This window comes from Chryseobacterium lathyri (assembly GCF_019970085.1).
Taxonomy (GTDB): Bacteria; Bacteroidota; Bacteroidia; order Flavobacteriales; family Weeksellaceae; genus Chryseobacterium; species Chryseobacterium lathyri.
Map to the genome: position 1 here is coordinate 755,590 of NZ_JAHXYG010000001.1, position 25,998 is coordinate 781,587.

Annotated in this window: 19 protein-coding genes; 7 read left to right on the plus strand and 12 right to left on the minus strand. The window is 38.9% G+C overall.

The window, feature by feature from the left end; translation table 11 throughout:
- Positions 1-118: 118 nt before the first annotated feature.
- The 11 genes from LC418_RS03485 to LC418_RS03535 form a co-directional block, all read right to left on the minus strand.
- Positions 119-2,380, minus strand: a complete 2,262-nt coding sequence (locus tag LC418_RS03485) for a T9SS type B sorting domain-containing protein (protein ID WP_223558118.1) — start codon at positions 2,378-2,380, stop codon at positions 119-121.
- A 248-nt stretch (positions 2,381-2,628) separates the two neighbouring features.
- On the minus strand, positions 2,629-4,881 hold the full coding sequence (locus tag LC418_RS03490) for a T9SS type B sorting domain-containing protein (RefSeq protein WP_223558119.1): 2,253 nt from the start codon (positions 4,879-4,881) through the stop codon (positions 2,629-2,631).
- Between the two features lie 158 nt (positions 4,882-5,039).
- Positions 5,040-5,516 (minus strand): ribonuclease HI, encoded by a 477-nt coding sequence (rnhA, locus tag LC418_RS03495; protein WP_111958870.1) that lies wholly within the window; start codon positions 5,514-5,516, stop codon positions 5,040-5,042.
- A gap of 85 nt (positions 5,517-5,601) precedes the next feature.
- Positions 5,602-7,191, minus strand: a complete 1,590-nt coding sequence (gene dnaB / locus LC418_RS03500) for a replicative DNA helicase (protein WP_111958872.1) — start codon at positions 7,189-7,191, stop codon at positions 5,602-5,604.
- A 275-nt stretch (positions 7,192-7,466) separates the two neighbouring features.
- Positions 7,467-9,587, minus strand: coding sequence for a T9SS type B sorting domain-containing protein (locus LC418_RS03505; protein WP_223558120.1), 2,121 nt, complete (start codon positions 9,585-9,587; stop codon positions 7,467-7,469).
- Positions 9,588-9,687: 100 nt separating this feature from the next.
- Positions 9,688-11,826 carry a T9SS type B sorting domain-containing protein gene (locus LC418_RS03510; RefSeq protein ID WP_223558121.1) on the minus strand — a complete coding sequence of 713 codons (2,139 nt, stop codon included), beginning with the start codon at positions 11,824-11,826 and terminating at the stop codon, positions 9,688-9,690.
- 91 nt (positions 11,827-11,917) lie between these two features.
- The gene (locus LC418_RS03515) at positions 11,918-13,153 is read right to left on the minus strand and encodes an MFS transporter (RefSeq protein ID WP_223558122.1); all 1,236 of its coding nucleotides are present in this window, start codon (positions 13,151-13,153) and stop codon (positions 11,918-11,920) included.
- Between the two features lie 92 nt (positions 13,154-13,245).
- Entirely contained in the window at positions 13,246-13,608 is a 363-nt protein-coding gene (locus LC418_RS03520) for a hypothetical protein (protein WP_111958880.1), read from the minus strand.
- 68 nt (positions 13,609-13,676) lie between these two features.
- Entirely contained in the window at positions 13,677-15,176 is a 1,500-nt protein-coding gene (locus LC418_RS03525) for a GH3 auxin-responsive promoter family protein (protein ID WP_223558123.1), read from the minus strand.
- A 130-nt stretch (positions 15,177-15,306) separates the two neighbouring features.
- Entirely contained in the window at positions 15,307-15,555 is a 249-nt protein-coding gene (locus LC418_RS03530) for a hypothetical protein (RefSeq protein ID WP_111958884.1), read from the minus strand.
- A gap of 171 nt (positions 15,556-15,726) precedes the next feature.
- The gene (locus LC418_RS03535) at positions 15,727-16,119 is read right to left on the minus strand and encodes a hypothetical protein (RefSeq protein ID WP_111958886.1); all 393 of its coding nucleotides are present in this window, start codon (positions 16,117-16,119) and stop codon (positions 15,727-15,729) included.
- A gap of 256 nt (positions 16,120-16,375) precedes the next feature.
- On the opposite strand from LC418_RS03535, the gene mfd reads away from it, so the two are divergent.
- The 7 genes from mfd to pth all read left to right on the plus strand — a co-directional run bounded on the left by mfd (position 16,376) and on the right by pth (position 25,194).
- Positions 16,376-19,744 (plus strand): transcription-repair coupling factor, encoded by a 3,369-nt coding sequence (gene mfd / locus LC418_RS03540; RefSeq protein ID WP_223558124.1) that lies wholly within the window; start codon positions 16,376-16,378, stop codon positions 19,742-19,744.
- Between the two features lie 355 nt (positions 19,745-20,099).
- Complete coding sequence (locus tag LC418_RS03545) at positions 20,100-20,918, plus strand: hypothetical protein (protein WP_223558125.1); 819 nt, start codon at positions 20,100-20,102, stop codon at positions 20,916-20,918.
- Between the two features lie 5 nt (positions 20,919-20,923).
- Positions 20,924-21,739 carry a hypothetical protein gene (locus LC418_RS03550; RefSeq protein ID WP_223558126.1) on the plus strand — a complete coding sequence of 272 codons (816 nt, stop codon included), beginning with the start codon at positions 20,924-20,926 and terminating at the stop codon, positions 21,737-21,739.
- 7 nt (positions 21,740-21,746) lie between these two features.
- Complete coding sequence (locus LC418_RS03555) at positions 21,747-22,490, plus strand: hypothetical protein (RefSeq protein WP_223558127.1); 744 nt, start codon at positions 21,747-21,749, stop codon at positions 22,488-22,490.
- A gap of 151 nt (positions 22,491-22,641) precedes the next feature.
- A complete protein-coding gene (locus tag LC418_RS03560) occupies positions 22,642-23,514 on the plus strand; it encodes a hypothetical protein (protein ID WP_223558128.1) in 873 nt (290 codons plus the stop codon).
- A 98-nt stretch (positions 23,515-23,612) separates the two neighbouring features.
- A complete protein-coding gene (locus tag LC418_RS03565) occupies positions 23,613-24,545 on the plus strand; it encodes a hypothetical protein (protein WP_223558129.1) in 933 nt (310 codons plus the stop codon).
- A gap of 85 nt (positions 24,546-24,630) precedes the next feature.
- Positions 24,631-25,194, plus strand: a complete 564-nt coding sequence (pth, locus tag LC418_RS03570) for an aminoacyl-tRNA hydrolase (protein ID WP_111958900.1) — start codon at positions 24,631-24,633, stop codon at positions 25,192-25,194.
- Positions 25,195-25,327: 133 nt separating this feature from the next.
- On the opposite strand, the gene LC418_RS03575 is transcribed toward pth, so the two are convergent.
- Positions 25,328-25,963, minus strand: coding sequence for a carbonic anhydrase (locus tag LC418_RS03575; protein ID WP_111958902.1), 636 nt, complete (start codon positions 25,961-25,963; stop codon positions 25,328-25,330).
- Between the last annotated feature and the right edge of the window lie 35 nt (positions 25,964-25,998).

A 25,998-nucleotide genomic window follows, 5' to 3' on the forward strand; every position in this document is an offset into this window, starting at 1 on the left:
ATTTAAGAATAGAATGCGAATAAAGTGCGTTTATAATGAAATATATCCTTTTATAAAAATAAAAAGATCACTCCAAATTTGGAGTGATCCCGGTATTTAAAAAATAATCAATTTTAATTTACTCTCTGTTTTTTACCATAATCCAGCCTGAGAATTTGATTGGAGTATTCTTGCTGTTATTTTCATTCCATGTGATAGAATACCAGTAATTTCCTGTCGGAACTTTTTTGCTTCCATTAGTGGTGCCATCCCAGACATATCTGTTGGACTTATCAGCCTGGAAAAGCTTGTATCCATATCGGTCGAAAATTCCGATTTCCAGATTCTTTTTATTGGAAAGTGCTGAATAATCAATAGCGTCGTTTACGCCGTCTCCATTTGGAGTGATCACGTTGATAATATTAGGAACCGTGATGTCGATCTGAATGGGCTCACAATCATAGTTGTCCTTTACATAAATCTTAGTTTCACCTCTGGGAACATTTGAAAATATATTGGAATCCTGCCATTGTATATTATCCATTGAATATTGGTAAGGCGGTGTTCCTCCGTTAACAAAGACAGTTACGGTGCTTCCTGAAATATCAATATTGGTAACAACGGGCTGCTCTGAAGCATATACCTTTACGGTCTGCAGTGTAATACAGTCTCCGGTTTTTAATTTTACCCAGTAAGTTCCTACACCTACATTGGTGATGGCCTGTGTCGTTGCTCCTGTGCTCCATTGGTAACCATTGAATCCAGGGCCTGCATCCAGTGTGGTTTTGTCCTCAATACAGATGATTTTGTCCTTTAATACGCTGGATGAAACCGGAGATAAGACGGTGAGGGTAACTTTTGCAATAGAATAACATCCCTGCGCATTGAATACTTTTATATAAATGACTCCGGATGGAGCAGTATATGCTAAGAAATTTAAAATTTCATTCGTTCCGTTTTCAGCATCTGTAAGGGATGGATAATATTTTTTTATTGCTCCCGTCAATACTGTTACCGGTGCATTGCTTAAATTGAATGTTCCCAGTGAAGGATTGGTTTCAAGGAAGCATGTTCTTAATGATGCATCGGTAACGACCACAACCGGATTGAGATTCAGGGTAACTTTTGCTACACTCACACATCCCTGGGGAGTGGTCACTTTTGCAAATAATATGGCCGCTCCTGATGCGTAAGTTGTAGGATTGGGAATCTGGTTGATCCCTGCATTCAGGTCTGACATTGTATTGTAAAATTCCATTGTACAACCAGGAACTGTTGTTAAAGCAGCTGTGGTAAGGTCAAATGTTGCAGTACCTGCATTATTGTTGTTACATCCCGTAAGCGAAGCATCAGTGGCTGCAAACGGAGTGGGGTTCAGCTGTATGACTCCGTCTCCATTATCGCAGAGTGTAGAACTAGGATCTTTAATGACTACTTTAATTGTAGTGTTGCCGGAATACGGGAAATTTGAAGGATTGGCAATAGGTGTTGAACTTCCTAAAACATAATAGGTGAATATGTAATTTGCCGGATTATTGACAAATTGAGCATTGAAAGACGTTAGGTCCACAGTTCCGGTACCGGTTGCAGGATTGGTACATACAAATGGAGTTACTGTAGCATTCAGAATGGGAACTTTGTCTACAAACACTTTTACATTTTTGATAGAATGTCTTGCGCTGGCACCTCCTGTAGCTGCCGAAAATCCAAAGTATCCCTGTGACATTCCAATGGCAGCGCCCGAAGGAGCGAATGACTGGTCTGCAATAAGAACACCGTCAATTTTTATTTTAATGATCCAGTTCGTAGGGTTGGTAAGGTCTGTTTCCCCGTTTACTTCTACGTGTTTATAGTTTGGTCCTACGAATGGCTGAGTAGGGTTGAGGTCTGGAGAATGAAATGTGCTGCCGGGTGTTGTGTTATATTCAATATTGTTCCCGGCTGTATTGTTGGTGCCATAAAGAACGTGTACTTTACTCATCTGTCCTTCCGTGGTATTATTGAAAATATCAAATCCTACCATCAGTCCGGAAGCATTTCCGGGAATTCCAAGTCCACCACCGGATACGAATCCTGTCGGCGGATTGGCAAGATACCAGAAAGTAAATCCGTCTCCTCTTCCGAATTGTGTCGTTCCGTTTCCGTCAATTCTAAAGTCAAATTCTACCTTCCATTTGTCACAATAACTTAATGTGATAGGGGTAGCCAGTTTTATAGCGCCATACAGGTTTCCGTTATCGGTTGTAAGCCTGATGAAATCTGTATCAACAGCTGCATTTGAAACAAGGTCCCAGCCCGTTGTGTTGACAGGGTTTCCTGCAAGCTGATATGTTTGTGAAAACAGCTGACCTGAAAAGCATAGAAAAATAGTTAAATAATAAAGGAGTAGTTTTCTTTTCATATGAAGCGATTAGTTTTTGAGGTTATTCCTGTAAATATATTTATTTTATTTTCTAATATATAATGTATAATTGTCAAATGATTAACAAAAATTGTCAATTTTATAAGTAATTTTTAAAATTTATATGAAATGGTTAAAAATAAAATATATCTTATTTATTAAGTTAAGATATGATAAGCCTTGATCCCACAAGCCCAATCCTATTAAAAAATCACTCCGGTGAAGGAGTGATTTTGTATGAAAAGCTATTATTCTCTGTTTTTTACCAATACCCAGCCTGAATATTTCGTAGGAGTATTGTTTTTATCATTTTCATTCCATGAAATAGAATACCAGTAAGTCCCCGTGAGGATCTTTTTGCCGAAGGCAGTTCCATCCCATTTGAAATTTCTTGTTTTATCGGCTTCATAAAGTTTATTGCCATATCTGTCATATACTATAAAAACCAGATTTTTCTTATAGGCCAATGCGGAATAATCAATAAAGTCATTCACGTTATCGCCGTTCGGTGTAATGGCATTGATCAGATTGGGAACGGTGATCTGAACTTCAACGGGTGAACAGTTGTAAAAGTCTTTGACAAAAACTTTTACCTCTCCTCTGTGCAAGCCTGTAAATATATTTGAATCTTGCCAGTCGATACCATTTAAAGAATATTTATATGGTGGAGTGCCTCCTGAAACATTCACAGTTACCGTTGTATTATGAATATCAATGCTTGAAATAACAGGGTTTGCCGAAGCAATAACCTTCACGGTCTGCAATGTAATACAGTTTCCTGTTTTTAGCTTTACCCAATAAAGACCAACACCTACTCCCTGTATAGAAGGAGTGGTTGCTCCGGTAATCCATTCGTAACCATCAAAGCCCGGACCTGCATCCAGATCAGTTCTTCCGTCAATGCAGATAATTTTATCTTTTAAAACGTTTGATTTCACTGGTGAAAGTACAACGAGGTTAACTTTTGCTATAGCGAAACATGCGTTTGAGTCAGTTACCTTTACATAGACTGCAGTACTCACGGACATATATTGAGATGGATTGACAATCTCATTGGTTCCGCTTAATGCATCTGCCACGCTTAAATAATATTTCTTTGTAAACCCGCTCGTCAGTGTCGTCACATTGGCTGAAGTAAGGTCAAATATGGCAGTCGTAATATTATCCTGCAGAAAGCATGACTGTAGCGTGGCTTCTTTTACCGGAGTTTCAGGATAGAATGTTAAGGTGATTTTTGCCGTACCGGTACATCCCTGCGGCGTAGTCACTTTTACATAGACTATGCCGGGTGCGGAAGTGTAAGAATTGGGATTCGTGATTTCATTGGTTCCGGCATTCAGATCATTCAGTGTTTTATAATATTTTTTAGTGGCGCCAAGTACATTCGTTACATCTGCAGTATTAAGGTTGAATAATCCTGTTCCTGCTTTATTGTTGTTACATGCCGTTAAAGTTTTATCGGTAAGTGTAAGAGGAGCCAGGACCAGCTGTATTTTTCCGTCCGGATTATCACATAATATTCCTGCATTGTCCTTTACAATCACAGTAACCGTAGTATTGGCATTGAATTGGAAATTAGTGGGATTTGTAATAGGTGTTGAGCCTTGCAAGTACGTGAATGTATAATTGGAAGGGTTACTAACGAATTGAGAATTGAAAGTTGTTAAATTTACAGATGCAAACCCTGTAGTCGGATTTGGACAGAAAGTCTGTGTCGCTGTACTTTGTAAAATAGGAACTTTATCGGTGTAGATTTTTACATTTTTAATAGAATGTCTTGACCTTGCCCCTCCTGTAGAAGCCGAAAATCCAAAATATCCAATGGTCATAGCAGCTGCCGTGCCCGATGGGGCAAAAGACTGGTTACAGATGGTCGTACCATCAAGTGTTATTTTTACAATCCAATTCGTAGGAATAGCCGGATCTACCTGAGCTGTTACTTCAACATGCTTATAAGTTGTTCCCTGAAAAGGTTGGGTGGTATTCAGGTCCGGTGAGTGAAAAGAGCTCCCCGGAACATTGAAGAATTCTACATTGTTGCTATCTGTTGTATTGGCAACCTGCCCGTAAGCAACATGTATCTTACTCATTGTAGCGGTAGTGGTGTTGTTGTAAGTATCAAAACCTACAATAAAACCGACTGCATTTTGGGAAACTCCAAGGCCGGAACCCAATACACTTGCAACAGGCGGGTTCGCCAGATACCAAAATGCAATTCCGTCTCCGTTGGAAGTTTGGTTAGAGTCCATTCTGAAGTCGAATTCAACTCTCCATTTATCACAATATTTTAAATTAATCTGATCATTCAGTCTTATAGATCCGGATTGGTTATTGGTATCCGGAGTAAGCTGAACAAAATCACCTAGTACCTGGGTTGGAGCAACCATGGACCATCCTGTGGTATTTACAGGGTTTCCGGTTAACTGGTAAGTTTGAGAAAACACTCCCCCTGACAAAAAAAACAGAAAGAGAGAAATGTAAGACAGTAAAGATTTATTCATTGAAGTGGAATTACTTTATTTTAGACGTTGTAAATATATTAAATCCTAACCGATTAATATGTATTTAATGTTAATTTAACTGAAAATATTAATGATTTGTCAATGAATTGTAAAATGAATAGGTGAATAGAGAATTATAAAGATGTTAATTTAGATTTTTAAAAAAGAGAATTGCTTTCCAGCCCTTCAAAATAAGTATCGACTTCCAGATCAGGTGAGCTTGCAGCTGCCACGGCAAGTTTATCGCAGAGCTCATTTTCAAAGTGCCCTGCATGGCCTTTTACCCAATGCATTTTTGGGTTGTGTTTGTTGTACATTTCAATGAATCTTTTCCAGAGATCGGGGTTTTTTACATTTTTCCATCCTCTTTTGATCCATCCTGCAATCCAGTTTTGGTTCACGGCATCAGCTACATATTTGCTGTCTGTGTAAATATGAATATCGTTCTCCGAAGACTTTAGTTTTTCCATAGCGGAAATAACAGCCAATAGCTCCATTCTGTTATTGGTGGTTTTTCTGAATCCTTTGGAGAATGTCTTCTGATAATTTTTTTCAGGAACACGCATAAGAATTCCATAGCCTCCTTTGCCGGGGTTTCCGCTGCATGCACCGTCGGTGTATATTTCTATTCTCAAAAGTTAAGTCTATATAAAACTGGTATTCTGTAAAAACTAAGTTTGAAGGAATGCCAAGCTGTTGTTAATTTAAAATAGTATGTTTCTAGAATGGGAAATCGTCATCATCATCAAGGTCATTCATTGAAGATCCTGAAAGCTTTGAACTGTCTGGTAAATCAAATGCAGCTCCAGGTTGAATAGTAGTTCTTATTTTATCAAAACCACTAGGCTCGTTAGATCCGAAATTAGAAGGATAACCTCCCATACCACCGTCTAATGCTGCTTCAATATCCCCGAATTTTGCAAAATGTTTTAAGAATGATAATCTGACATCGGCTGTAGCACCATTTCTATGCTTTGCGATGATCAGTTCAGCCTGATTTTCCGTTGGAGTTTCCTGGCCTTCTTCATCATTGTCCCAAACGGCAATTTTATAATATTCAGGTCTGAAAATAAAAGATACAATATCCGCATCCTGCTCAATCGCTCCGGATTCCCTAAGGTCAGAAAGCTGAGGTCTTTTTCCCGGGCGTGCCTCCACACTTCTTGATAACTGTGAAAGGGCAATAACAGGTACATTCAGTTCTTTGGCAATAGCCTTTAATGAACGCGAGATCATGGAAATTTCCTGTTCACGGTTTCCGACTCCTTTACCTCCACCTCCTGCAGTCATCAGCTGAAGGTAATCCACCATGATCAGCCTTACACCATGCTGCATCACCAGTCTTCGGCACTTTGCACGGAAGTCGAATATGGAAAGAGAGGGGGTTTCGTCAATAAAAAGTGGGGCATTTTCAAGCTCGGATACGTTGGAGAACAGTCTCTGCCATTCTTCATCATCCAAAGTTCCCTTTCTCAGTTTTTCAGAAGAAATTCTCGTTTCTGAAGCAATCATCCTCGTGATAAGCTGTACAGATGCCATTTCCAGGGAGAAAAGCACCATCGGAATCTTATGGCCAACGGCAATATTTCTGGCCATCGACAGAAGGAATGCTGTTTTACCCATCGCCGGACGGGCTGCAATAATGATGAGGTCAGAATTTTGCCAGCCTCCCGTTTCTTTGTCAATATCCCTGAATCCGGAAGGAACTCCTGAAAGCCCTTCCTTATCTTTCAAAGATTTAATGGTATCGATAGCCTGCTTTACCAATGAATTGGCGGTGTCGAATCCTTTTTTGATCGTACCGTTGGTAATTTCAAAGAAAGATTGTTCAGCCTTATCCAAAAGTTCGAATACATCAGTCGATTCTTTATAGGATGAATCGATCACGTTGGCAGAAACATTAATCAGACTTCTTAAGATATATTTTTCAAGAATAACTCGGACATGATATTCAATGTGAGCGGAGGAGCTTACTCCCATGGTAAGATCAATAATATAATGATCACCTCCGGCCTGGCTTAATTTATCCTCTTTTTTTAATTCCTGGATAATGGTCATAAGGTCTACAGGATGGTTGCCTTCGTAAAGTTTTAGAATTGTGGCAAAAATAACCTGATGTCTGGGATCATAAAATACTTCAGGAGTAAGAAGGTCAATAGAGTGGTCAAGACCTTTTTTGTCTATCAAAAAAGTTCCTATAACCAGTCTTTCAAAATCTACAGCATTGGGTGGCATTTTTCCATCCGCAATAGACAGTTCTCTTGCAAAATTTCCGTGCGTAAGGGATGATAATGTTTCTTTCTGCGCCATGATGCAAAGATAGCTTATTTAAAAAAAATAATTAAAAAATAGTAACTAACAAGTTATCAGCAATCCTGCCTTAACCTATAGCAGTAGAACTCAAAATAAATGTTAGTAAAAATGTGGGGATCAAAAATAGAAAAATTTCAATAAGTACTATCCATCAGAATGAAAATAGTCAATGATTTTTTATTGAATAATGAAATTGAATGGTTGGTTAATAATGAAATACAAAAAAAGACTGCCACAACTGGCAGTCTTTTTTTGTATAGCTAAAAATAATCTTATTCTTTATTCTTCAACAGTATCCATCCTGAATATTTCGTTTCAGTATTGTTCTTGTCGTTTTCGTTCCATGAGATCGTATACCAGTAAGTGCCGGTAGGGATTTTCTTGCCGGAAGCTGTTCCGTCCCATTTATAATCTCTCATTTTATTAGCTTCATAAAGCTTATTGCCATATCTGTCATAGACGATGAAAACAAGATTTTTCTTATAAGACAGGGCAGAGTAGTCGATCTCATCATTGATCTTATCCCCGTTTGGAGTGATCGCATTGATCAGATTAGGTACAGTAATGGTGATCTGAACAGGGGTACAGTTATAAAAATCCTTTAAGAATATTTTATTATCCCCTCTAGGAAGCCCGCTGAATGTGTTAGTCGACTGCCAGTTGGTACCGTCAATTGAATACATATAAGGAGGAGTTCCACCTGAAGCGTTCACTGTTATAGTATTGTTGCTGATGTCTACACTGGAGATTACCGGTTGCGAAGAGGCAAAAATAGTTACAGTCTGAAGTGTAAAACATTTCCCGGTTTTTAGCTTCACCCAATAAACTCCTATTCCTGCGTTATTGATAGATTGTGTGGTAGCGCCGGTGCTCCATTCGTATCCATCGAATCCAGGCCCTGCATCCAAAGTTGTTTTTCCTTCCGCACAAATCGTTTTGTCTTTCAGCACAGCAGATTTTACCGGAGGAAGAACTTTCAGTGTGATTTTGGCGATAGAATAACACTGATTGGCATTGGTAACTCTTACATACACTTCAGTACTTGTCGTAAGGTAAGCGGTCGGATTACCAATAGGATTAGTTTCGGCTTTAGCGTCGTTTAAGGTCTTATAGAATTTTTTTGTTTGCCCTGCTACAGCGCCTACATTAGCTGTTGTCAGGTCAAATTTAGCCTGCATGATATCATTTTCAATATAACATTCTTCCAGTAGTGCATCCCTTAGGGCAACAACGGGATGATATGTTAATGTTATTGTTGCTATAGCTGTACATCCGAATGCGGAAATCAGCTTAACATATATTGTTGTAGGAGCAGAAACGTAATCGGTAGGATTGGTGATTTCGTTAGTGTCAGCATTCAGGTCAGCAAGAGTAGGGTAGTATTTCTTAGTAATAGGGCCGGTAAATACATCTGCTGTTGTCAGGTCAAATTTTCCTGTTCCTTCGCCATTATTGTTACATGCAAAAATACTGGCATTTTTCCCGGTAATGCTGGCGTTTACAAATTTGAATTTACCACTGATAAAACATTTGTTGACGGCGCTATTAGGGTTGTTTGGATCAAAATAACGGATTCTGTAGTAATAAGTGGTCGTTCCGTTTACTGTAGCAATGGTAAGAGGATCTTCTCCTGTTACAACATCGTTGGTATTGTCATGGTAAGTAACCAGGAAATTAGGATTATTTCCATTGATAATACCAGGTGTAAGCGTAGTGAAGTTAAATTGTGATGGCAGTCCGCATACCATAACCGTTGAAGGATCTGTCGGGTTAGCCGCAGGAATTCCTGGCGGGATAAAAGGATTAGGAGCAAGAACCGGATCATTGAACGCAGAGCTTAAGGTAGCTGTACCGCCCCAGATCAGCTTGAACCCGTCGTCAGAACTTTCGAAATTGTCAACAATAAGATAATAGGTTTCTCCAGCCTGTACCTGCATATAAGGACTCCATTCTCCCTGGTTTCCTGCCGTTCCGGTACCATTGGGGGCTCCTGGAGGCGGGATAGTCATGCTGAGTCCGGTATCCCCATTGGGTACCCTTCCTGCATAATTACACCTGATTGGCGTTACAAAGGTGTTGTTGGTGTTCAGAGATGTGCACCCGTTGGTGGTAGGACCGTATACTGCAAAATCGTAATCATCTGAATTAACGTTTGGATCGATAGTGAATGATAGAGTTCCTGATGTTGCTATCGTAAAAGTATACCATACTGAGTAATTTTCATCTCTGCCCAGGCATCCGTTTGCTGACAGCTCCTCTTCTATATTTCCATGCCCTGAGGGCGTGTATGAGATATCCGAGTTTCCACAGAGCGGAATGGCTGTAACACAGTCGGACTGTGCGTAAAATACCTGAGCTATAAATAAAATTAAAAGAAGTAATGTTTTTTTCATGTTTAAAATGATTTTGTGAAACAAGATTTGAGTAAATAAAGTTATCAGCATTTATGTTGAAAAAACCGCCCCGTAGAGCGGTTTTTATTTTAACAAGAGATTATTCTCTATTTTTTACCATTACCCATCCTGAGAACTTGAATGGAGTATTCTTTTTATCATTTTCATTCCAAGTGACAGAATACCAGTATGTTCCCGTAGGAATTTTTTTGCCGGCAACTGTTCCGTCCCATTTATATCCATTAGACTTATCTGCCTGGTGGATCTTGGTTCCGTATCTGTCAAAGATGCTGAATATAAGTCCATTTTTGCCAGATAATGCTGAATAATCTATTACATCATTTACACCGTCTCCGTTTGGAGTGATCACATTGATAAGATTAGGCACCACAACTGTTATCTCAATAGGTTCGCAGTCATAAGCATCTTTTACATATACAGTATGGTCTCCTCTTGAAACATTGGTGAAGACATTAGAGTCCTGCCAGTTGATGTTGTCCATAGAATATTTGTATTCAGGTGCTCCGGCAATAACATTTACAGTTATAGTAGTGTTGGAAATATCAATGCTTGAAACAACCGGTTGTTCAGAAGCATATACTTTTACAGCCTGTAGTGTGATACAGTCGCCGGTTTTTAATTTAACCCAATATGTTCCTACCCCTACATTGTTGATAGCTTGCGTAGTTGCTCCCGTGCTCCACTCGTAACCATTGAATCCAGGGCCTGCATCCAGTGTTGTTTTATCCTCAACACAGATGATCTTGTCCTGAAGAACATTCGAATAAACAGGAGAAAGTACAGTTAATGTTACTTTTGCAATAGAATAACATCCCTGTGCATTAAATACTTTTACATAAATAACTCCGGCTGGAGCAGTATAGGCTAAGAAACTCAGAATTTCATTGGTTCCGTTTACCGCATCTGTTAGAGACGGATAGTATTTTTTGACCGCCCCTACTACAGTTGTTACTGTGGCATTGCTTAGATTGAATGTTCCAAGTGAAGGATTTGTTTCAAGGAAACAAGATCTTAAAGAAGCATCAGTGACAGCTACCAGGGGATGAAACTTCAGAGTGATTTGCGCTGTTGCAGTACATCCGAATTCATTGGTTGCTTTTACATAGATTTTTCCTTCAGCAGAAACAAACTGATAGATAGCAGGACTGGTGATCTCATTCGTTCCAGCGTTCAGATCAAACAAGGTCGGGTAATACTGGAGAGTATGAGTGGGACCGGCTCCTATAGCGGCAGTAGTAAGATCGAACATGGCTGTTCCTGAACCGTTGTTGCTGCAACTCGTAAGCGTGGCGTTGGTTAATGTAAATCCGCCGTCCCTGAATTTGAATTTTCCTGTAATAAAACAGCCATTCATGGGGTTTGTAGGATTCGCAGGATCCTGATATACGATCCTGTAGTAGTAAACTGATGTAAGGTTTACAACCTCTGAAGTGACAGGATTTCCTCCTGTAATGGCATCATTCGTATTTTTATGGTAAGATACTTTGAAATTTGGACTGTTGCCATTGATGATTCCTGCGCTTAGACTAGCAAAATTGAATGGAGTGGCAAGTGAACATATCGTTACTTCATTCGGGTCTGCAGGATTAGCTGCAGGAAGTCCCGGAGTAACAAACGGAAACGGAGCCAGGGTAGGATCGTTGAATGCAGAGCTTAAACTTGCAGTACCTGTCCACGTTAGCGAGAATCCATCTGGTGAACTTCTATAGTTATCTACCACAAGATAATAAGTCTCACCAGCCTGTACGACCATATGTGGACTCCATTCAGCTTGATTTCCGGCACTTCCATTGGTGTTTGGCGGCGGCGGTGGCGGTATTGTCAGAAGTAAACCTGTATTTCCCTGAGATGAACCTGTACCATTGAAGTTACATCTTAATGGAGTTACAAAAATGTTATTGTTATTTAAAGAAGTACATCCGTTTGTAGTAGGACCATAAACAGCAAAGTCATAGTCATCAGTATCAATGGTCGGATTAATCACAAATGCTAATGTTCCTGATGTTGACGCTGTGAAGCTGTACCATACAGAAAAGTGTTCGTTATCCGTATCACTCAGGCAGGAATTGACACCAATACCTTCCAGGACATTCCCTGGTCCCGAAGGGGTGTAAGAGATGTCCGAGTTTCCACAAATAGATATTGCACTAATACAATCTGATTGGGCATATAAGATGCGTGAGCAGATGATTAGGAAAACGAGTAATGCTTTTTTCATAAAGGGGGATTTAAAAAAGACAAATATAAAAAATTATTAAAGTTAAATTAAAGTTTTTGTGATATATTTAATAGAATCAATATATTATTGTCTAATAATTCATTTTTCCCAGCTTGGGATTTGTGCTCCCTACAAGAAGGGCTACCAACACCGTCATAGTTCCTCCGAAGACTACAGACCGAACCACACCGAGTAGTTTTGCCATGAGTCCGCTTTCAAACTGCCCCATTTCATTGCTGGACATGATGAATATAGAATTGACGCTCAGTACACGTCCTCTGATATTGTCAGGAGTTTTCAGCTGTACTATAGTCCCTCTGATTACCACCGAAATTCCGTCAAGCATTCCGCTCATGACAAGGAACATAAATGAGAGCCAATACAGTTTGGATAAGCCAAAACCAATGATGCAAAGTCCAAATCCGGCAACAACGGCAAGAAGAATTTTTCCCTGATTTTTCCTTAACGGAATAACCGCCAGAAGAGTGATGATGCACATAGAACCTATATCTGAAGCAGCATTCAAAAGACCGAAACCTTCTGCTCCCGCATCTAAAATGTCAGTGGCAAATACCGGAATCATAGCAACGGCCCCACCAAACAGAACGGCAAACATATCAAGGCATAATGCCCCTAAAATTTCTTTTGTCTTAAAGATATAGGAAATACCCTCGCGCATGCTTTCCACCACATTTACATTCGCCTTTATATACTCGGAATGCTGTTGTTTCAGCTGCCAGAAGAACAGAGAAGCGATAAATATTAAAGAGATAATAACGATTAATGTCCATTTTACACCGAAAAATCCTATAAGAAGCCCTCCCGCAGCATGTCCGCATACAGAAGAGATCAAAAATGTAGCCTGGTTCAGGGTTACTGCATTCGGAAGATTTTCTTTCTTTACTATTTTAGGAATCATTGAAGGAACGATAGGCCCAATAAAGGCTCTTGCAATTCCGGTGAAAAATATAACGGTGTATATAAAATAAGTGATTTCATGTCCGTTAAAATGCATTTCGACATTGAAAAATGCAGGGATCAGCAGCAGGCCAATCAGGAAAATATATGCATAATTGCAGATCAGGAGCAGCTTTTTTTTCTCATTCATATCAATGACATGGCCAGCATATAAAGCACAGCTTACCGCAGGAATTACTTCCGAAAGTCCGATAAGGCCTATTGAAAAAGGATCTTTTGTCAACTGGTACACCCACCATCCCAATAAAGTAGCGAGCATTCTGAAGGCTAAAACAATAAAAAATCTTCCCGTAAGAAGATTCCTGAATTCAACATTTTGCAATGTTTTTAACGGTGTAAAGGAAATCATGCACAAAAATAGCCTTAAATATTTATTTAAGGCTGCTTATATACTGTTTTTCTGAATGATAAATCAAATAGGTACCGAAAGATAAAATCTATTTAGTCAGCTCTCAATGCACTGATCACAATGGCTGCAACACCGGCTGCGCCAATGACGGTAGCGCCTGCTGTTACTCTTGCTTTAGATCTGTCTTTTACAGCAGCTACATTGGATTTCGGGATAATTACCTCTGTACTGTCCTTTTTACCTGCAGTTCCTATAAGGTTGTCACCATCTATGTTTCGGAATAGCATTTTCTGTTTGGCAGAACCATCTTTCATGGTAACAACATACATTTTTCCAGCCTGAAGATTAGAATAATTGTTTTTTGAAATATCCTCGCTGTACTTTGTAGTAGCGCAGGATGAAATGACAAATAAGGATGTTAGTAAAGATGACTTTAAAAGTACAGATGCTTTCATTATTATTTTTATTTTTTCAAATTTATAATTTTTTTCGAATATATGTTTTGGGAATTGAAAAAATATCTCTAAAGTTTATAAATTTCCAATAGATCTGCAATTTTTCTGTCATTGGCAAGTCTTGGTGTTTTATTCTGGCCTCCCAGTTTGCCCTGCGATTTTGCATACTCATGGAAAGCATTCCTTTTAAGTGGGGTAATATGCAGTGGCTGAAGGATATTTCCGGTAATAAGATCATCGTAGTACGTATTTCTCTCCCGAAGCTGACGATCCAGCTCATTTCTGAACAATTCTAAATTTTCCGGTTCCTTTTCAAATTCTATCAGCCATTCATGATATGGAAGACCCTCCGTAGGATTTACCTGTGGGGCAAGATGGAATTCTGTGATCTGTGATGTATATTTTTCTACAGTAGCCTTCATTGCTTCCTCTACCTCAAAGGCGATCACATGTTCTCCAAAAGCAGAGGTGAAATGTTTGGTTCTGCCACTCACCAGGATTCTATACGGATCTTTATCGATGAACCTTACAACATCACCTATTGAATAAGCCCATAAACCTGAATTCGTAGTGAGGATCAGTGCGTAATCTTTATTAAGCTCTACATCTTTTAATGTTAATCTTCTTGCAGCAGGCTTGCCATACTCTTCCAGAGGAATGAATTCATAAAAAATTCCATGATCCGTTAAAAGAAGCAGACCTTCCTTAGTGTAATCATCCTGAAAAGCAAAAAAGCCTTCAGATGCCGGAAACGTCTGGATGATATCCACTTTTCCACCCAGCAGGTCATTCATTTTATCCCGGTACGGCTCATAGTTGACACCTCCTGTTACAAGAAGCTGGAGGTTGGGGAAAAGCTGCTTGATCTTTTTACCGTGTTTTTCAGTAAGCTTTTCAAAATACATGATCAGCCATGGCGGAATTCCGGAGATCAGCGTCATATTTTCGTGTTCTGTTTCTTCAATAATCTTATCTACCTTCGCTTCCCAATCCTCCATAATATTGGTGCTCCAGCTTGGAAGGCGGTTCTTTTGAAGATAGGCTGGGATATGGTGAGCCACAATTCCGGAAAGCCGTCCCGTTTTAATACCGAAAACTTCCTCCATTTCAGGACTTCCCTGCAGAAAGATCATTTTTCCGTTCACAAAATCAGCATTGTTTTTCTGGGCGATATAATGGAACAGTGCACTCTGTGCACCTGCAATCTGAAAAGGCATTCCCTCCTTTGAGATGGGAATATATTTCGAACCGGAGGTTGTGCCTGAAGTTTTTGCAAAATATTCAGGAGTTTCCGACCAGAGAATATTGGCCTGTCCTTTTTTTACCCTCTCAATATAAGGTTTCAGATCTTCATAATCCGAAACAGGAACTCTGTCCTGGAATTCTTTGATAGACTGAATGTTTTCAAAGTCATGTTCCCTTCCGAAAAGAGTTTTCTGAGCCGTTTTCACCAAAGCCAGCAAAAGGGCCTCCTGATTTTTTACTGAGTTTTTTTTGAATTCCCCGGTTTTCTGAACATGCTTTTTTGCCCAGACAAGTGCCACATTTTTCTTGAAGAAATTTAACATGCCTCAAATTTATAAATAAGTATAGAATATAAAATTATTTTTCAGCCATATATGCCACAAAAAAAACCGGCGAATGAGTTCACCGGTTCTTCGAAATTTGATTATGAAAATAACAACTATATGTTAAAGTTTACTTGTTTTCTTTGTACCTCTTATCTGGAGTGCCGTCTTTTTTAAGTTTTTGGTTTTCCTTATACCTCTTGTCAGGGGTTCCGTCCTTTTTCATTTTTGCTGCAGGTTTTGCAGTTTTTGCTTCAGGAGCTTTTACTGTTTTTGCTGTCTGGTGATGAGGGGCAGCAGGTGTTGCCGGAGCAGTCTGTTGAGCAGTTGCAAAGCCTAGTCCTAGAGCCAGGGACATTGCTGTTAATAATTTTTTCATAGGTGTACGGTTTGTTTTTCCTTGAGTAAAGATATACAAAAAGCAGGCTGGAAATCCAGAATTTTCAACCTTAACTAAAGTTTATTACTGCTTAAAAAAAACTTAATGAAAGCTTTTAAAAGAAAAAAGCCTGCTTCATAAAGCAGGCTTTCATGTGTATGAATAGTTGGGTTAACGTGTACAGTTGGCGGTCCAGGTTTTACCGTCCTTGTTGTATAGAATTTTCAATTCATTATTGTCAATTCTAATATAAGTTGTGGCATTGGAACCAACCATTACAAGCGTATGGTCTCCTTGCTGTTGAAATTCTACTCCGTTAAGATCCGGAATACCGTTCGAGAATGCGAAATTATATTTCGTACCGCTCGCGATTTTGGTTACAAATACACTTCCGTTATCTGTGCTGTTGTTGGTAGATCCATCATTATAAGAAATGCTCCCCTTATATGTTCCTGCGAAGAAATCGTTGTTTACTGGATCATCATCATCACTACAAGATGCAAAAGATAATGCGGTAACAAAGACCAACATAAAAATTCCTAAGATTTTAATTGCTTTTTTCATAATTTTATTTCTTTAAAAAGTTTGATAGGTTGAAATTTTCAAACACTATGCCATGCCAGAATATCCGTATTTTTTTTAACTTTTAATTAGATAAATTGGTAAAAAATTAAGATTTGGGTAGGTGTTGCGTATTTTGATTGTGTTTTTAGTAATCCCTGATTTCTGAGGGAAGAAAAAAATATCCTTATCTTTGTTGTAAGCAAACGGTTTCGGAACACTCCCGAAATCGCTTTTGTCGTTTATACTATTACTATTTATGCAGCTAAAACCTATTCACGAAAAGTTTCTTCCCGACCTGCTTCAAAAAGAATTTGGAAAAGAGATCTTTACCCAGTTAGAGAAAAGCCAGCATATTTCCGTGAAAGGAAGTGCAGGATCTTCGGTTTCTATTTTTGTTTCCGAACTTTTTCTAACTCAGAAGAAGACCATTCTTTATCTGGTGGATGATAAAGAAGATGCCCTGTATGCCAATACTGAAATGGAAGATCTGCTTGGAAAGGACAAAGTGCTGTACTTTCCGGCAACACATCTTGAACCTTATCAGGTAGAAAAGACACAGAATGCAAATCTTGTACTCCGGACTGAAGTTCTGAATAAAATCAATTTCGGGAAAGCTCCTAAAGTTATTGTGGCTTATGCGGGCTCTCTGTCCGAAAAGGTTTTGAAAAAAGAAGACTTTAAGGCGATCTCCCATCACATAAAAGTAGGTGATCAGCTGGATTTTGATTTTGTAGACGAGCTGTTGAATCATTATAACTTCCAGCAGGCAGATTTTGTTTCCGAACCGGGAGAGTTTTCGGTAAGAGGAGGAATCGTTGATGTGTTTTCGTATTCCTATGAAAAGCCTTACCGTCTTACTTTCTTTGGAAATGAAGTGGAGAATATTAAAACCTTTGATATAGAAACACAGCTTTCCATAGATAAGGTGAAAGACTTTCAGTTGGTTTCCAATATGAATTTTTCAGTAACCGGAACCCGGGTTTCGCTGCTGGAGCTGCTGCCTAAAGAAAGCTTTGTTGTTTCCAGAAATGGTGCCGTTGGAATGCAGAAGATCAGAAACTTCTATGAGAAAGCACTGGAAAAATATGATACTTTGAATAAAGATATTGCTCACAAGGCACCACAGGACCTCTTTATTTCAGATCAGGATTTTCTGTTTGATTTTAAAAAATTTAAAACAGTTGATTTTGCCGGAATTCCTATTGAAGGGCTTAAAGAAATCACTGAAATAAAAGTTGAGCAGGTTCCGCAGCCTTCCTTTCACAAAAACTTTGAACTGCTGATAGAAGACATTGAAGAAAGACAGGCCGAAGGTTTTGATACCTGGATCTCTTTCTCTACAGAAAAACAAAAAGAAAGACTGGAATCTATATTTGAAGAGCTTGAGCACGAACTTCCTTTTAAAAGTTTCAAATCTGAGCTGCATGAAGGTTTTGTAGATAATGGCCATAAGCTCTTAGTATATACTGACCATCAGATTTTTGACCGCTATCAAAGATACAAAGCAAAAAACACCTTTGCAAAATCCGAACAGCTTACCCTGAAGGATCTGATGTCTCTGAAAATAGGCGATTATATTGCCCACATCGACCACGGAATCGGTAAATTCATGGGGCTTGTCAAAGTAAATAATGATGGAAAAATCCAGGAATGCTTCAAATTGACTTACAAAAACGGAGACCTATTATATGTAAGTATTCACTCCCTGCATAAAATTTCAAAATATAACGGTCCGGACGGAAAAGAAATTGTGCTGAGTAAGCTGGGATCTCCGGCCTGGAAATCATTAAAACAGAAAACAAAGGCAAAAGTAAAACAGATTGCTTTTGACCTTATAAGATTATACGCTGAAAGGAAAACGGCAAAAGGATTTTCCTATACTCCGGATTCCTATCTGCAGAATGAGCTGGAAGCCAGTTTTATTTACGAAGATACTCCGGACCAGGAAAAAGCAACCATAGATGTAAAACGGGATATGGAAGCTGATACAGTAATGGACAGGCTGGTTTGTGGTGACGTAGGTTTCGGAAAAACTGAAGTAGCAATCCGTGCTGCATTTAAAGCGGCAACAGATGGGAAACAGGTCGCTGTATTGGTTCCTACAACAATTCTGGCGTTTCAGCATTACAGAAGCTTTAAAGAAAGACTGAAAGATTTTCCGGTGAACGTTTCTTATGTCAACAGATTCAGAACAGCCAAACAAAAAGCAGAGGCTTTAGACGGCCTTAAAAACGGGAAGGTGGATATTATAATAGGAACCCATCAGCTGGTAAGCAGTTCCGTAAAGTTCAAAGATCTTGGACTGCTGATCATTGATGAGGAACATAAATTCGGGGTTTCGGTGAAAGATAAGCTGAAAACACTGAAAAGCAATGTAGATACCCTTACGCTAACGGCTACTCCCATTCCGAGAACACTGCAGTTCTCCCTGATGGCAGCTAGAGATCTTTCAGTGATCAAAACACCACCGCCTAACAGGCAGCCTGTTGATACACAGCTGATAGGTTTTAATGAGGAAACCATCAGGGATGCTGTTTCTTATGAGATTCAGAGGGACGGGCAGGTATATTTTATCAATAACAGGATTGAAAACCTTAAAGATATTGCCGGACTTATCCAGAGGCTGGTTCCGGATGCAAGAGTTATTACAGGGCACGGGCAGATGGAGGGCAAGCAGCTGGAAAAGAATGTGCTCGATTTCATGGAAGGCAAATATGATGTTCTTGTTTCTACAACGATTGTTGAAAGTGGGGTGGATGTTCCTAATGCGAACACCATATTCATTAATGATGCCCAAAGGTTCGGAATGGCAGATCTTCACCAGATGAGGGGAAGGGTAGGGCGTAGCAACAGAAAGGCTTTCTGCTATTTAATCACGCCTCCTTATGATATGATAACCTCTGATGCCAGAAAGCGTCTTGAGGCTATTGAGCAGTTTTCAGACCTTGGAAGCGGTTTCCAGATTGCTATGAAGGATCTTGAAATCCGTGGAGCGGGAGATCTTCTCGGGGCTGAACAGAGTGGCTTTATTAATGAAATGGGCTTTGAGACCTACCAGAAACTGATGCAGGAAGCATTGGAAGAATTAAAGGATGATGCGGATTTTGAAAACCTGTTCGATAATGAGGAAGACAGACAGAAGCTGTTCAAATCTGTAAAAGATGTCAATATTGATACTGACCTTGAACTAATGCTTCCGGATTTTTATATCTCCAATACGGAAGAAAGGTTATTGCTGTATCAGAAGCTTGCAGAGATTGATAATGAAAAGGAGCTCTATAAATTTGAGCTTGAGCTGATCGACCGTTTCGGAGCTTTGCCAAAAGAAGCGGTGAATCTATTGAAGAGTGTTGCCTTGAAATGGCTTGCTGCAGACATAGGATTTGAAAAGATCGTCATGAAAAATGGTGTGTTTTTAGGATATTTTCCTGCAAATCCCCAGGATAAGTTCTATCAGACAGACAGGTTCAGGCATATTATCAGTTATTTAACCCAAAATCCAAAGGAAGCTCAGCTTAAAGAGAAGATCGGGAAAGATGGAAATCTGCTGATGATGAGAAAGGAAAAAGTGAAAAATGTAGATGAGGTTAATGTACTTTTGAAAACGATTATCGGACATAATTAAAAGGGAAATACCTCATTTTAATAATCAAAAAACAAGGAAGACCTAAAAATTTACTTTTTAAGGTCTTTTTTTATTGAAAAAAAACATGATTTTTACACGAAAAAAATAGGGTATCATGCGGATTTAGAAGCATTTGAAGTCACAATATGATGATAAAAAATAATGCTGAATCATCGGCTGACATTGGGTTTAACTGATGCAATCTCATCAGGACCGGTTTTAAAAGTATTTTTTGTAGTAATAATTCTACTTTTTAGTACATTAAATTCTACAGCATAATCGCTTTATTAGTACGGGTTTACGGGTTTGTAAATGGTTTTTTATGATTTAAATTCATACCTTTGCAGCCCTTATTATGAAAAGAATTATTTATTGCGCAGCCGGGCTTTTATCGCTTTGTGTGAGCGCGCAGGTGGGAATTGGGACATCTGCTCCTAAATCTACTCTCGATGTCAACGGGAAAACCACCTTAAGAAAAGAACTTAGAGTAGGCGGCACATCCGCCCAGGTTGGAAATGCAGGACTGAACGGCCAGGTTTTGGTGTCACAGGGAGAAGGTCTGCCCCCAGCCTGGAAATCGTTGAATGTTTCCTTTATGGAGGAAGGACAGTACAAACTGATCAATTCATACCTGTCATCCGATCAGGCTGGTATTACAGAACTTTCAAATGGTATTGCAGCAGATAATGTTTACAAGAACAATGTTGGGGATGATATTACCGATGTCACGAAAGGGAAATGGTCAAAAATTGCCGGACTTGAAAACAATTTTATTATCAAAAACGGAAGAAACAGGCTTACCTATCAGTTTCAGACAGGTATTGAAATGAAGGCTCCATCTGCAACAACTTCCCAGTCTGTCACTTTTACCTGCGGGGTTTTCAGAAATGGCAAATTGGTAGCGGTACGTCCGGATAAGATCGTTTCGAACAATAATACAGAGAAGCTGGGGATTCAGGATTATATTTTCACCCTTAATTATACAGAGCAGAATGTTCCGCTAGGCGCACAGAAGCTTGAGGTGGCCTGTAGAAAAATCAATTCCTCAAATCTAAGTTCACAGTTTACAATCGGGCGTAATGTATCTGATATCAATACGGTTTCCAATGCATTTACTCTTGAGTCTGTTATGAAGATTGATGTTATTGAATACGTAACTTATAAAAGCAATTAATTGTGATGAAAAATATTATTTCGATCCTGTTTTTTATGACAGGGCTGTCTCTTTCTGCCCAAGTGGGAATTAAAACGGATTCACCAAAAGCGAAGCTTGATGTAAACGGTGATATGAATCTAAGGAATAAAATCGTTGTTCTTAACGTTACAGATAATACTTTGTCTCAGGGTAATAATGACCAGATTCTTGTTTCTCAGGGAGAAGGTTATCCTCCGATATGGAAGTCACTGCGTATTCCTGAATATGAGCCGAATAAGTTTTACCTTATCTTCAATAACTCCTTTTCAGACAGAACCGGAGTAAAATTTACCAATAGTGAACAATCCAGTATTACTGCCAAAAATACGGCTTTTACTAAAGGAGCAGACATTTCAAGCCTCCCGGGATTTAAGAAAATCACAGGCCTGTCACAGCCTATCAGTGTATTCAGTACGGAAAGTAAAACGTATTTTCAGTTTGAAACTGTGGTACAGGCTAATCTTCCTGTAAACGGGACACCCGATATTTCCATAGATTATGCATGCGGTATTTTTGTGGATAATAAGCTGGTTAATCTCAGACAGAGAAACCTAAAGGCAAGTAGTGCCGGAAGTACCTTTATTACTCACAATCAGATCGGGATAGTAACCAATCTTTCCAAAGGACAGCACGATGTAAGTGTTGCCTGCTCAAGGCTAGGATCTTACAGAACAGCAAGTGATGTTGTATTGGCTATAGGAATAAATGCAGATACCAACATTAACAGTTTTATTACTCAGTCTTCCCTGAAAGTTGATGTGTATGAGGTTCCTCAGGTATTTAATCCAATTATAAATTAATCCAGGCATGAAAAAAATTATTATCATAAAGTCTTTATTTTTTGCAGTGTGGGCAACTGCGCAAGTAGGAGTGAACACGCCAAATCCCGTGAACATGCTGGATATAAACGGCGACTTAAACGTTACAAGAGAAATCAGAACCGGTGGAACGAATCTGCTGAGAGGATCTGCCGGATCTGCGGGAACTATTCTTCATAACAATTCAGAGCTGAATGTGAATGACTGGAAAAGCATAAAAATTGCCGATGGGCAGGGAAGTATGTCTGTGTTTTCATTGAATACCGTTGCAGATCAGACTGGAGCAAGCTTTTCTAATCCTAACGGTTCCACCTCTCCTTATTCGGAAGGGACAACGATTACCTCTGAATGGACGGTTCTCCCGGGAACTGTTGACACTTTTTCCATTACCAATGCAGTGAATAAAGTGGCGTTTACCTTTCAGACCACCGCCCAAAAAACGGGAAACTCGAATGCTTCAACAGGTTTTGCATGCGGTATCTTCGTAGACAATTCACTCAGAGCAGTGAGGACAGATGTTTTAATAGGCTCGGAAGGAAGTTATAAGATTTTCAACCTTAACGCAACACTTACCAACCTTACACCTAAAAATAATTATAACGTGAAGGTGGCCTGTACAAAAAGAAACCTTAATTCAGGAACATTGGGAATAGGAAGGGCAGTAAACACAGATTACCTGAACAATGAAATGTCTCAGTCTGTTTTAACGACATCTGTCCTGCAGCCTTATTAATTTCATGATATATCATAAATAAAGACCTGAAGACACTATGTTTTTAGGTTTTTTTTGTAAAAAGATATAGATTGTTATGAATTTGTTGAATAAGTAAATGTTTTCGTCAAAAAAATGAATTATATTTGTCAACTCACTAAAATATTTTTTCATGGGAAAAAACTACCTTTTTAAAATCATTGCCGGGGTATTTTTCGGACTAATGGTTTCATGTGACAATTCTTCTTCAGATCAATTCGAGCCCAGTGCCAATACAGGAAACAATGGGAATACACCACCCCCTCCAGCGAGAGTTCTGGAAAAGATTACGTTAAATGGTGCTATCCAGGAAGAATATACAGTCAACGGTACTGCTTTTCAGAAAGGCATGCTTAGAGATGGGAATACCAGTAATTATTATACGGGCACTGTAACCTACATCAGCAATAAAATTGGAAAAATAAAGTTCCTTGGAAGCCTGGCAGGAAGCATGACTTATGATTTTAGCGTAAGTGAAGACAGCAAAGGCAATGTTTACAGTGCAACGTGTACCGGTACCGCTGCTACTGCAATAGACTCTTTTGTAAGTGATTACATATTTACTTATGATGCCAGCGGTAAAAAACTTGTGAAAATCCTTGAAAAAAGAAAGGTGGCTGGAAATACAGCATACAGCTTATTCACGGAAAGCACTTTTACCTATATGGGAGATAATATTTTTAAAGCTGAATGTGCGAAAGGAACACTGACAGCAACCGGAGCGCCTAATATGGCTACTGCAAAAATGACTGTTTACAGCTATCAGAACTATGACTCTAAAGTTAACCCGTTCTCTACGCTTCCTAAAACATTCTTTACTGCCTGGAGTCTTGTCCGCCCTGAGAATTTTTATAGAATTTCTCCGAATAACCCGACCTCGGTATATGTGATGCCGCCATCTCCCGCACCGGCAGTAAATACACCTATGACCTATCTTTACGATGGTTATAACTATCCCGTTTCGGATAAAGATCAAGTTCTTAAATATACTTACAGAACTCTGTAAAGCCCAATTGGTTATCAGTTTTACTGGAATATAAATAAAAACATAACTTTTGTTCAAAAAAAAGTTATATTTGTCAAAAAATAAACAATTACCTGGAAATGAAACAGCTTTTCTACTTTATTTTATTAATAGCAGGATTTTCATCAATACATTCCTGTAAAGACATGCTAGACGAAGACGGAGATCCTTTATTGGACCTGAATGAAACAGGAGGGCTTATCGGTCCAAGAGCATTATACAGAGAAATTACAGATAAGGATACATTAGCAGAATATCACTACAGTGGACTTTTGGTAACGAAAGTAATCACAGACAGTGCTTCAATCACCAATATTGCATACAGCGGCGACAAAGTAAGCCAAATTGACTTCAATGGATTTTTGGATCTGGATGGAAACGGAAAGCTTGATAAAGATAGCGTTTCTTACAGCCAGTTATTTACTTATGGGCCTAATGACAAACTGGTAGTTATTTCTGAAAACCGTTCTGTTTTCAGAAGACCTCCACCGGTGCCACCGGCAACTAATCCTGGTCCACAGACTCTGTTAAGAAAAACAAAAACCCATTATGAGCTAAAGTATAACGGTTCTACTGCTAAACTGGATTCTATTATTATGAAAAATGGTCCTGATGTTTCAGGAACTCAGTTTGCATTTATCAGTTATTCTAAAACCGGGTATACTTATTTGGGAGATAATGTATCTAGGGTAGTAAGAAATTATGGACCTATGGCCGCAGGGGTATTTGGAAGACCTACCACCAGATTTGCATACGATTTCGTTAATTACGATACTGAGATCAGTCCATTTACACTGCTTCCTTCAGCATACAAAATTTCAAGACTTTTATCAACTGAAATTAATGATAAGGAAAGTCATATCTTATCCCCGAACAACCCTAAGAAAAGATCGGTAACAGATCTTATACCTCCTATTCCGTCCCCGATTAACTGGACAACCAACTACAACTACGATCCGCAGACTTATATGACAAAAGGATTTGGTATAAACTACATTTATAAACCTTTTTAAAAGAATCTTTACAATATATAAGCCCAATCTTTTGTAAGATTGGGCTTTTTATTTTTTATCCCTTAATTTTGCAAAAAATTTCTGAATGAAATATTTAATAGTCGGACTTGGAAATAAAGGTCCTGAATACGAAAATACACGCCATAATATAGGATTCAAAGTAGCTGAGAAAATAGCTGAAACATTGGAAGCTTCATTTAATACGACCAATTTCGGCTGGATGGCAGAGGGGAAATATAAAGGAAGAAAGGTTCTCATTCTAAAGCCGGATACCTATATGAATCTTTCGGGAAACGCTGTGAGATACTGGATGCAGAAAGAAAATATCCCATTGGAAAATGTGCTGATCATTACAGATGATCTGGCCCTTCCGTTCGGGACCTTACGGATGAAGATGAAAGGTTCTGATGCCGGCCACAACGGACTGAAAAGTATTAATGAAACACTTAATACCCAGAATTATGCAAGGCTGAGGTTTGGGATTTCTGCAGACTTTTCCGAAGGCCGCCAGGTAGATTATGTGCTGGGGACCTGGAATGAGGAAGAATCTGAAAAGCTGGGCGAAAGAATTGAAAAATTTTCTAAGGCCAGTCTGTCTTTTGTATTTGCCGGAATTAACAATACAATGTCAGCATTTAACGGAAAATAGGAATAACTAAAATACAACAAAAGACCATCGGAACATCCGATGGTCTTTTGTTGTATTTTAAAAATCAATTTCCAATCTAACTATAACATGATTTTTTATTTATATGTAATAAAAATGTACAGATTTTTATCTCTTAAAGCCAGGTAACAACTCCGGTTTCAACATCGTAATTGGCTCCGACTATTTTGATTTTACCTTCGTCTTCAAGCTTTTTAAGTGTTGAACTTTGCGTACGGATATCTTCGATGGCATTTTTTACGTTTTGCTGATTCAGTCTTTCCAAAAGTGAACCGTTTTTTGATGAACGTTCTTCGCCTTCTTCAATGATTTCATTAATGATGGGATCGAAATGATTGATTAAGTGGTTGAGATTATCCATTCCCATCCCCTGAATTTGTGCAGCATCCAGACCACCTTTTAATGCACCGCATTTAGTGTGTCCTAAAACGACAACAAGCTTGGAGCCTGCAACGTTACAGCCAAATTCCATTGAGCCTAAAATATCCTGATTGACAAAATTACCGGCAATTCTGATACTGAAAATATCTCCTAATCCCTGATCAAAGATAAGTTCCGCAGAAGTACGGCTGTCTATACAGCTTAAAACTACTGCAAAAGGCCACTGGCCTTCACGTGTTGCATTAACTTGTTCTAAAAGATCTCTGTTTGCTTTTAGGTTGTTCACAAACCTTTGGTTTCCGTCTTTTAGAAAATTTAATGCTTTTTCAGGATTAATGGTAGATTGGGTTTCGTATGTATGTGCTTTCATATGATTGATTTATTCTTTTAAATTAAAAATTACTG

Bases quoted from the DNA above. Each gene is read 5' to 3' on its own strand.
- LC418_RS03550 (WP_223558126.1), top strand. From the start codon at position 20,924: ATGAAAAATATTATTTCGATCCTGTTTTTTATGACAGGGCTGTCTCTT.
- pth (WP_111958900.1), top strand. From the start codon at position 24,631: ATGAAATATTTAATAGTCGGACTTGGAAATAAAGGTCCTGAATACGAA.
- LC418_RS03515 (WP_223558122.1), bottom strand. From the start codon at position 13,153: ATGATTTCCTTTACACCGTTAAAAACATTGCAAAATGTTGAATTCAGG.
- LC418_RS03555 (WP_223558127.1), top strand. From the start codon at position 21,747: ATGAAAAAAATTATTATCATAAAGTCTTTATTTTTTGCAGTGTGGGCA.
- LC418_RS03510 (WP_223558121.1), bottom strand. From the start codon at position 11,826: ATGAAAAAAGCATTACTCGTTTTCCTAATCATCTGCTCACGCATCTTA.
- LC418_RS03545 (WP_223558125.1), top strand. From the start codon at position 20,100: ATGAAAAGAATTATTTATTGCGCAGCCGGGCTTTTATCGCTTTGTGTG.
- LC418_RS03525 (WP_223558123.1), bottom strand. From the start codon at position 15,176: ATGTTAAATTTCTTCAAGAAAAATGTGGCACTTGTCTGGGCAAAAAAG.
- dnaB (WP_111958872.1), bottom strand. From the start codon at position 7,191: ATGGCGCAGAAAGAAACATTATCATCCCTTACGCACGGAAATTTTGCA.
- LC418_RS03530 (WP_111958884.1), bottom strand. From the start codon at position 15,555: ATGAAAAAATTATTAACAGCAATGTCCCTGGCTCTAGGACTAGGCTTT.
- LC418_RS03560 (WP_223558128.1), top strand. From the start codon at position 22,642: ATGGGAAAAAACTACCTTTTTAAAATCATTGCCGGGGTATTTTTCGGA.
- LC418_RS03485 (WP_223558118.1), bottom strand. From the start codon at position 2,380: ATGAAAAGAAAACTACTCCTTTATTATTTAACTATTTTTCTATGCTTT.
- LC418_RS03575 (WP_111958902.1), bottom strand. From the start codon at position 25,963: ATGAAAGCACATACATACGAAACCCAATCTACCATTAATCCTGAAAAA.
- LC418_RS03505 (WP_223558120.1), bottom strand. From the start codon at position 9,587: ATGAAAAAAACATTACTTCTTTTAATTTTATTTATAGCTCAGGTATTT.
- LC418_RS03490 (WP_223558119.1), bottom strand. From the start codon at position 4,881: ATGAATAAATCTTTACTGTCTTACATTTCTCTCTTTCTGTTTTTTTTG.
- LC418_RS03565 (WP_223558129.1), top strand. From the start codon at position 23,613: ATGAAACAGCTTTTCTACTTTATTTTATTAATAGCAGGATTTTCATCA.
- mfd (WP_223558124.1), top strand. From the start codon at position 16,376: ATGCAGCTAAAACCTATTCACGAAAAGTTTCTTCCCGACCTGCTTCAA.
- LC418_RS03520 (WP_111958880.1), bottom strand. From the start codon at position 13,608: ATGAAAGCATCTGTACTTTTAAAGTCATCTTTACTAACATCCTTATTT.
- LC418_RS03535 (WP_111958886.1), bottom strand. From the start codon at position 16,119: ATGAAAAAAGCAATTAAAATCTTAGGAATTTTTATGTTGGTCTTTGTT.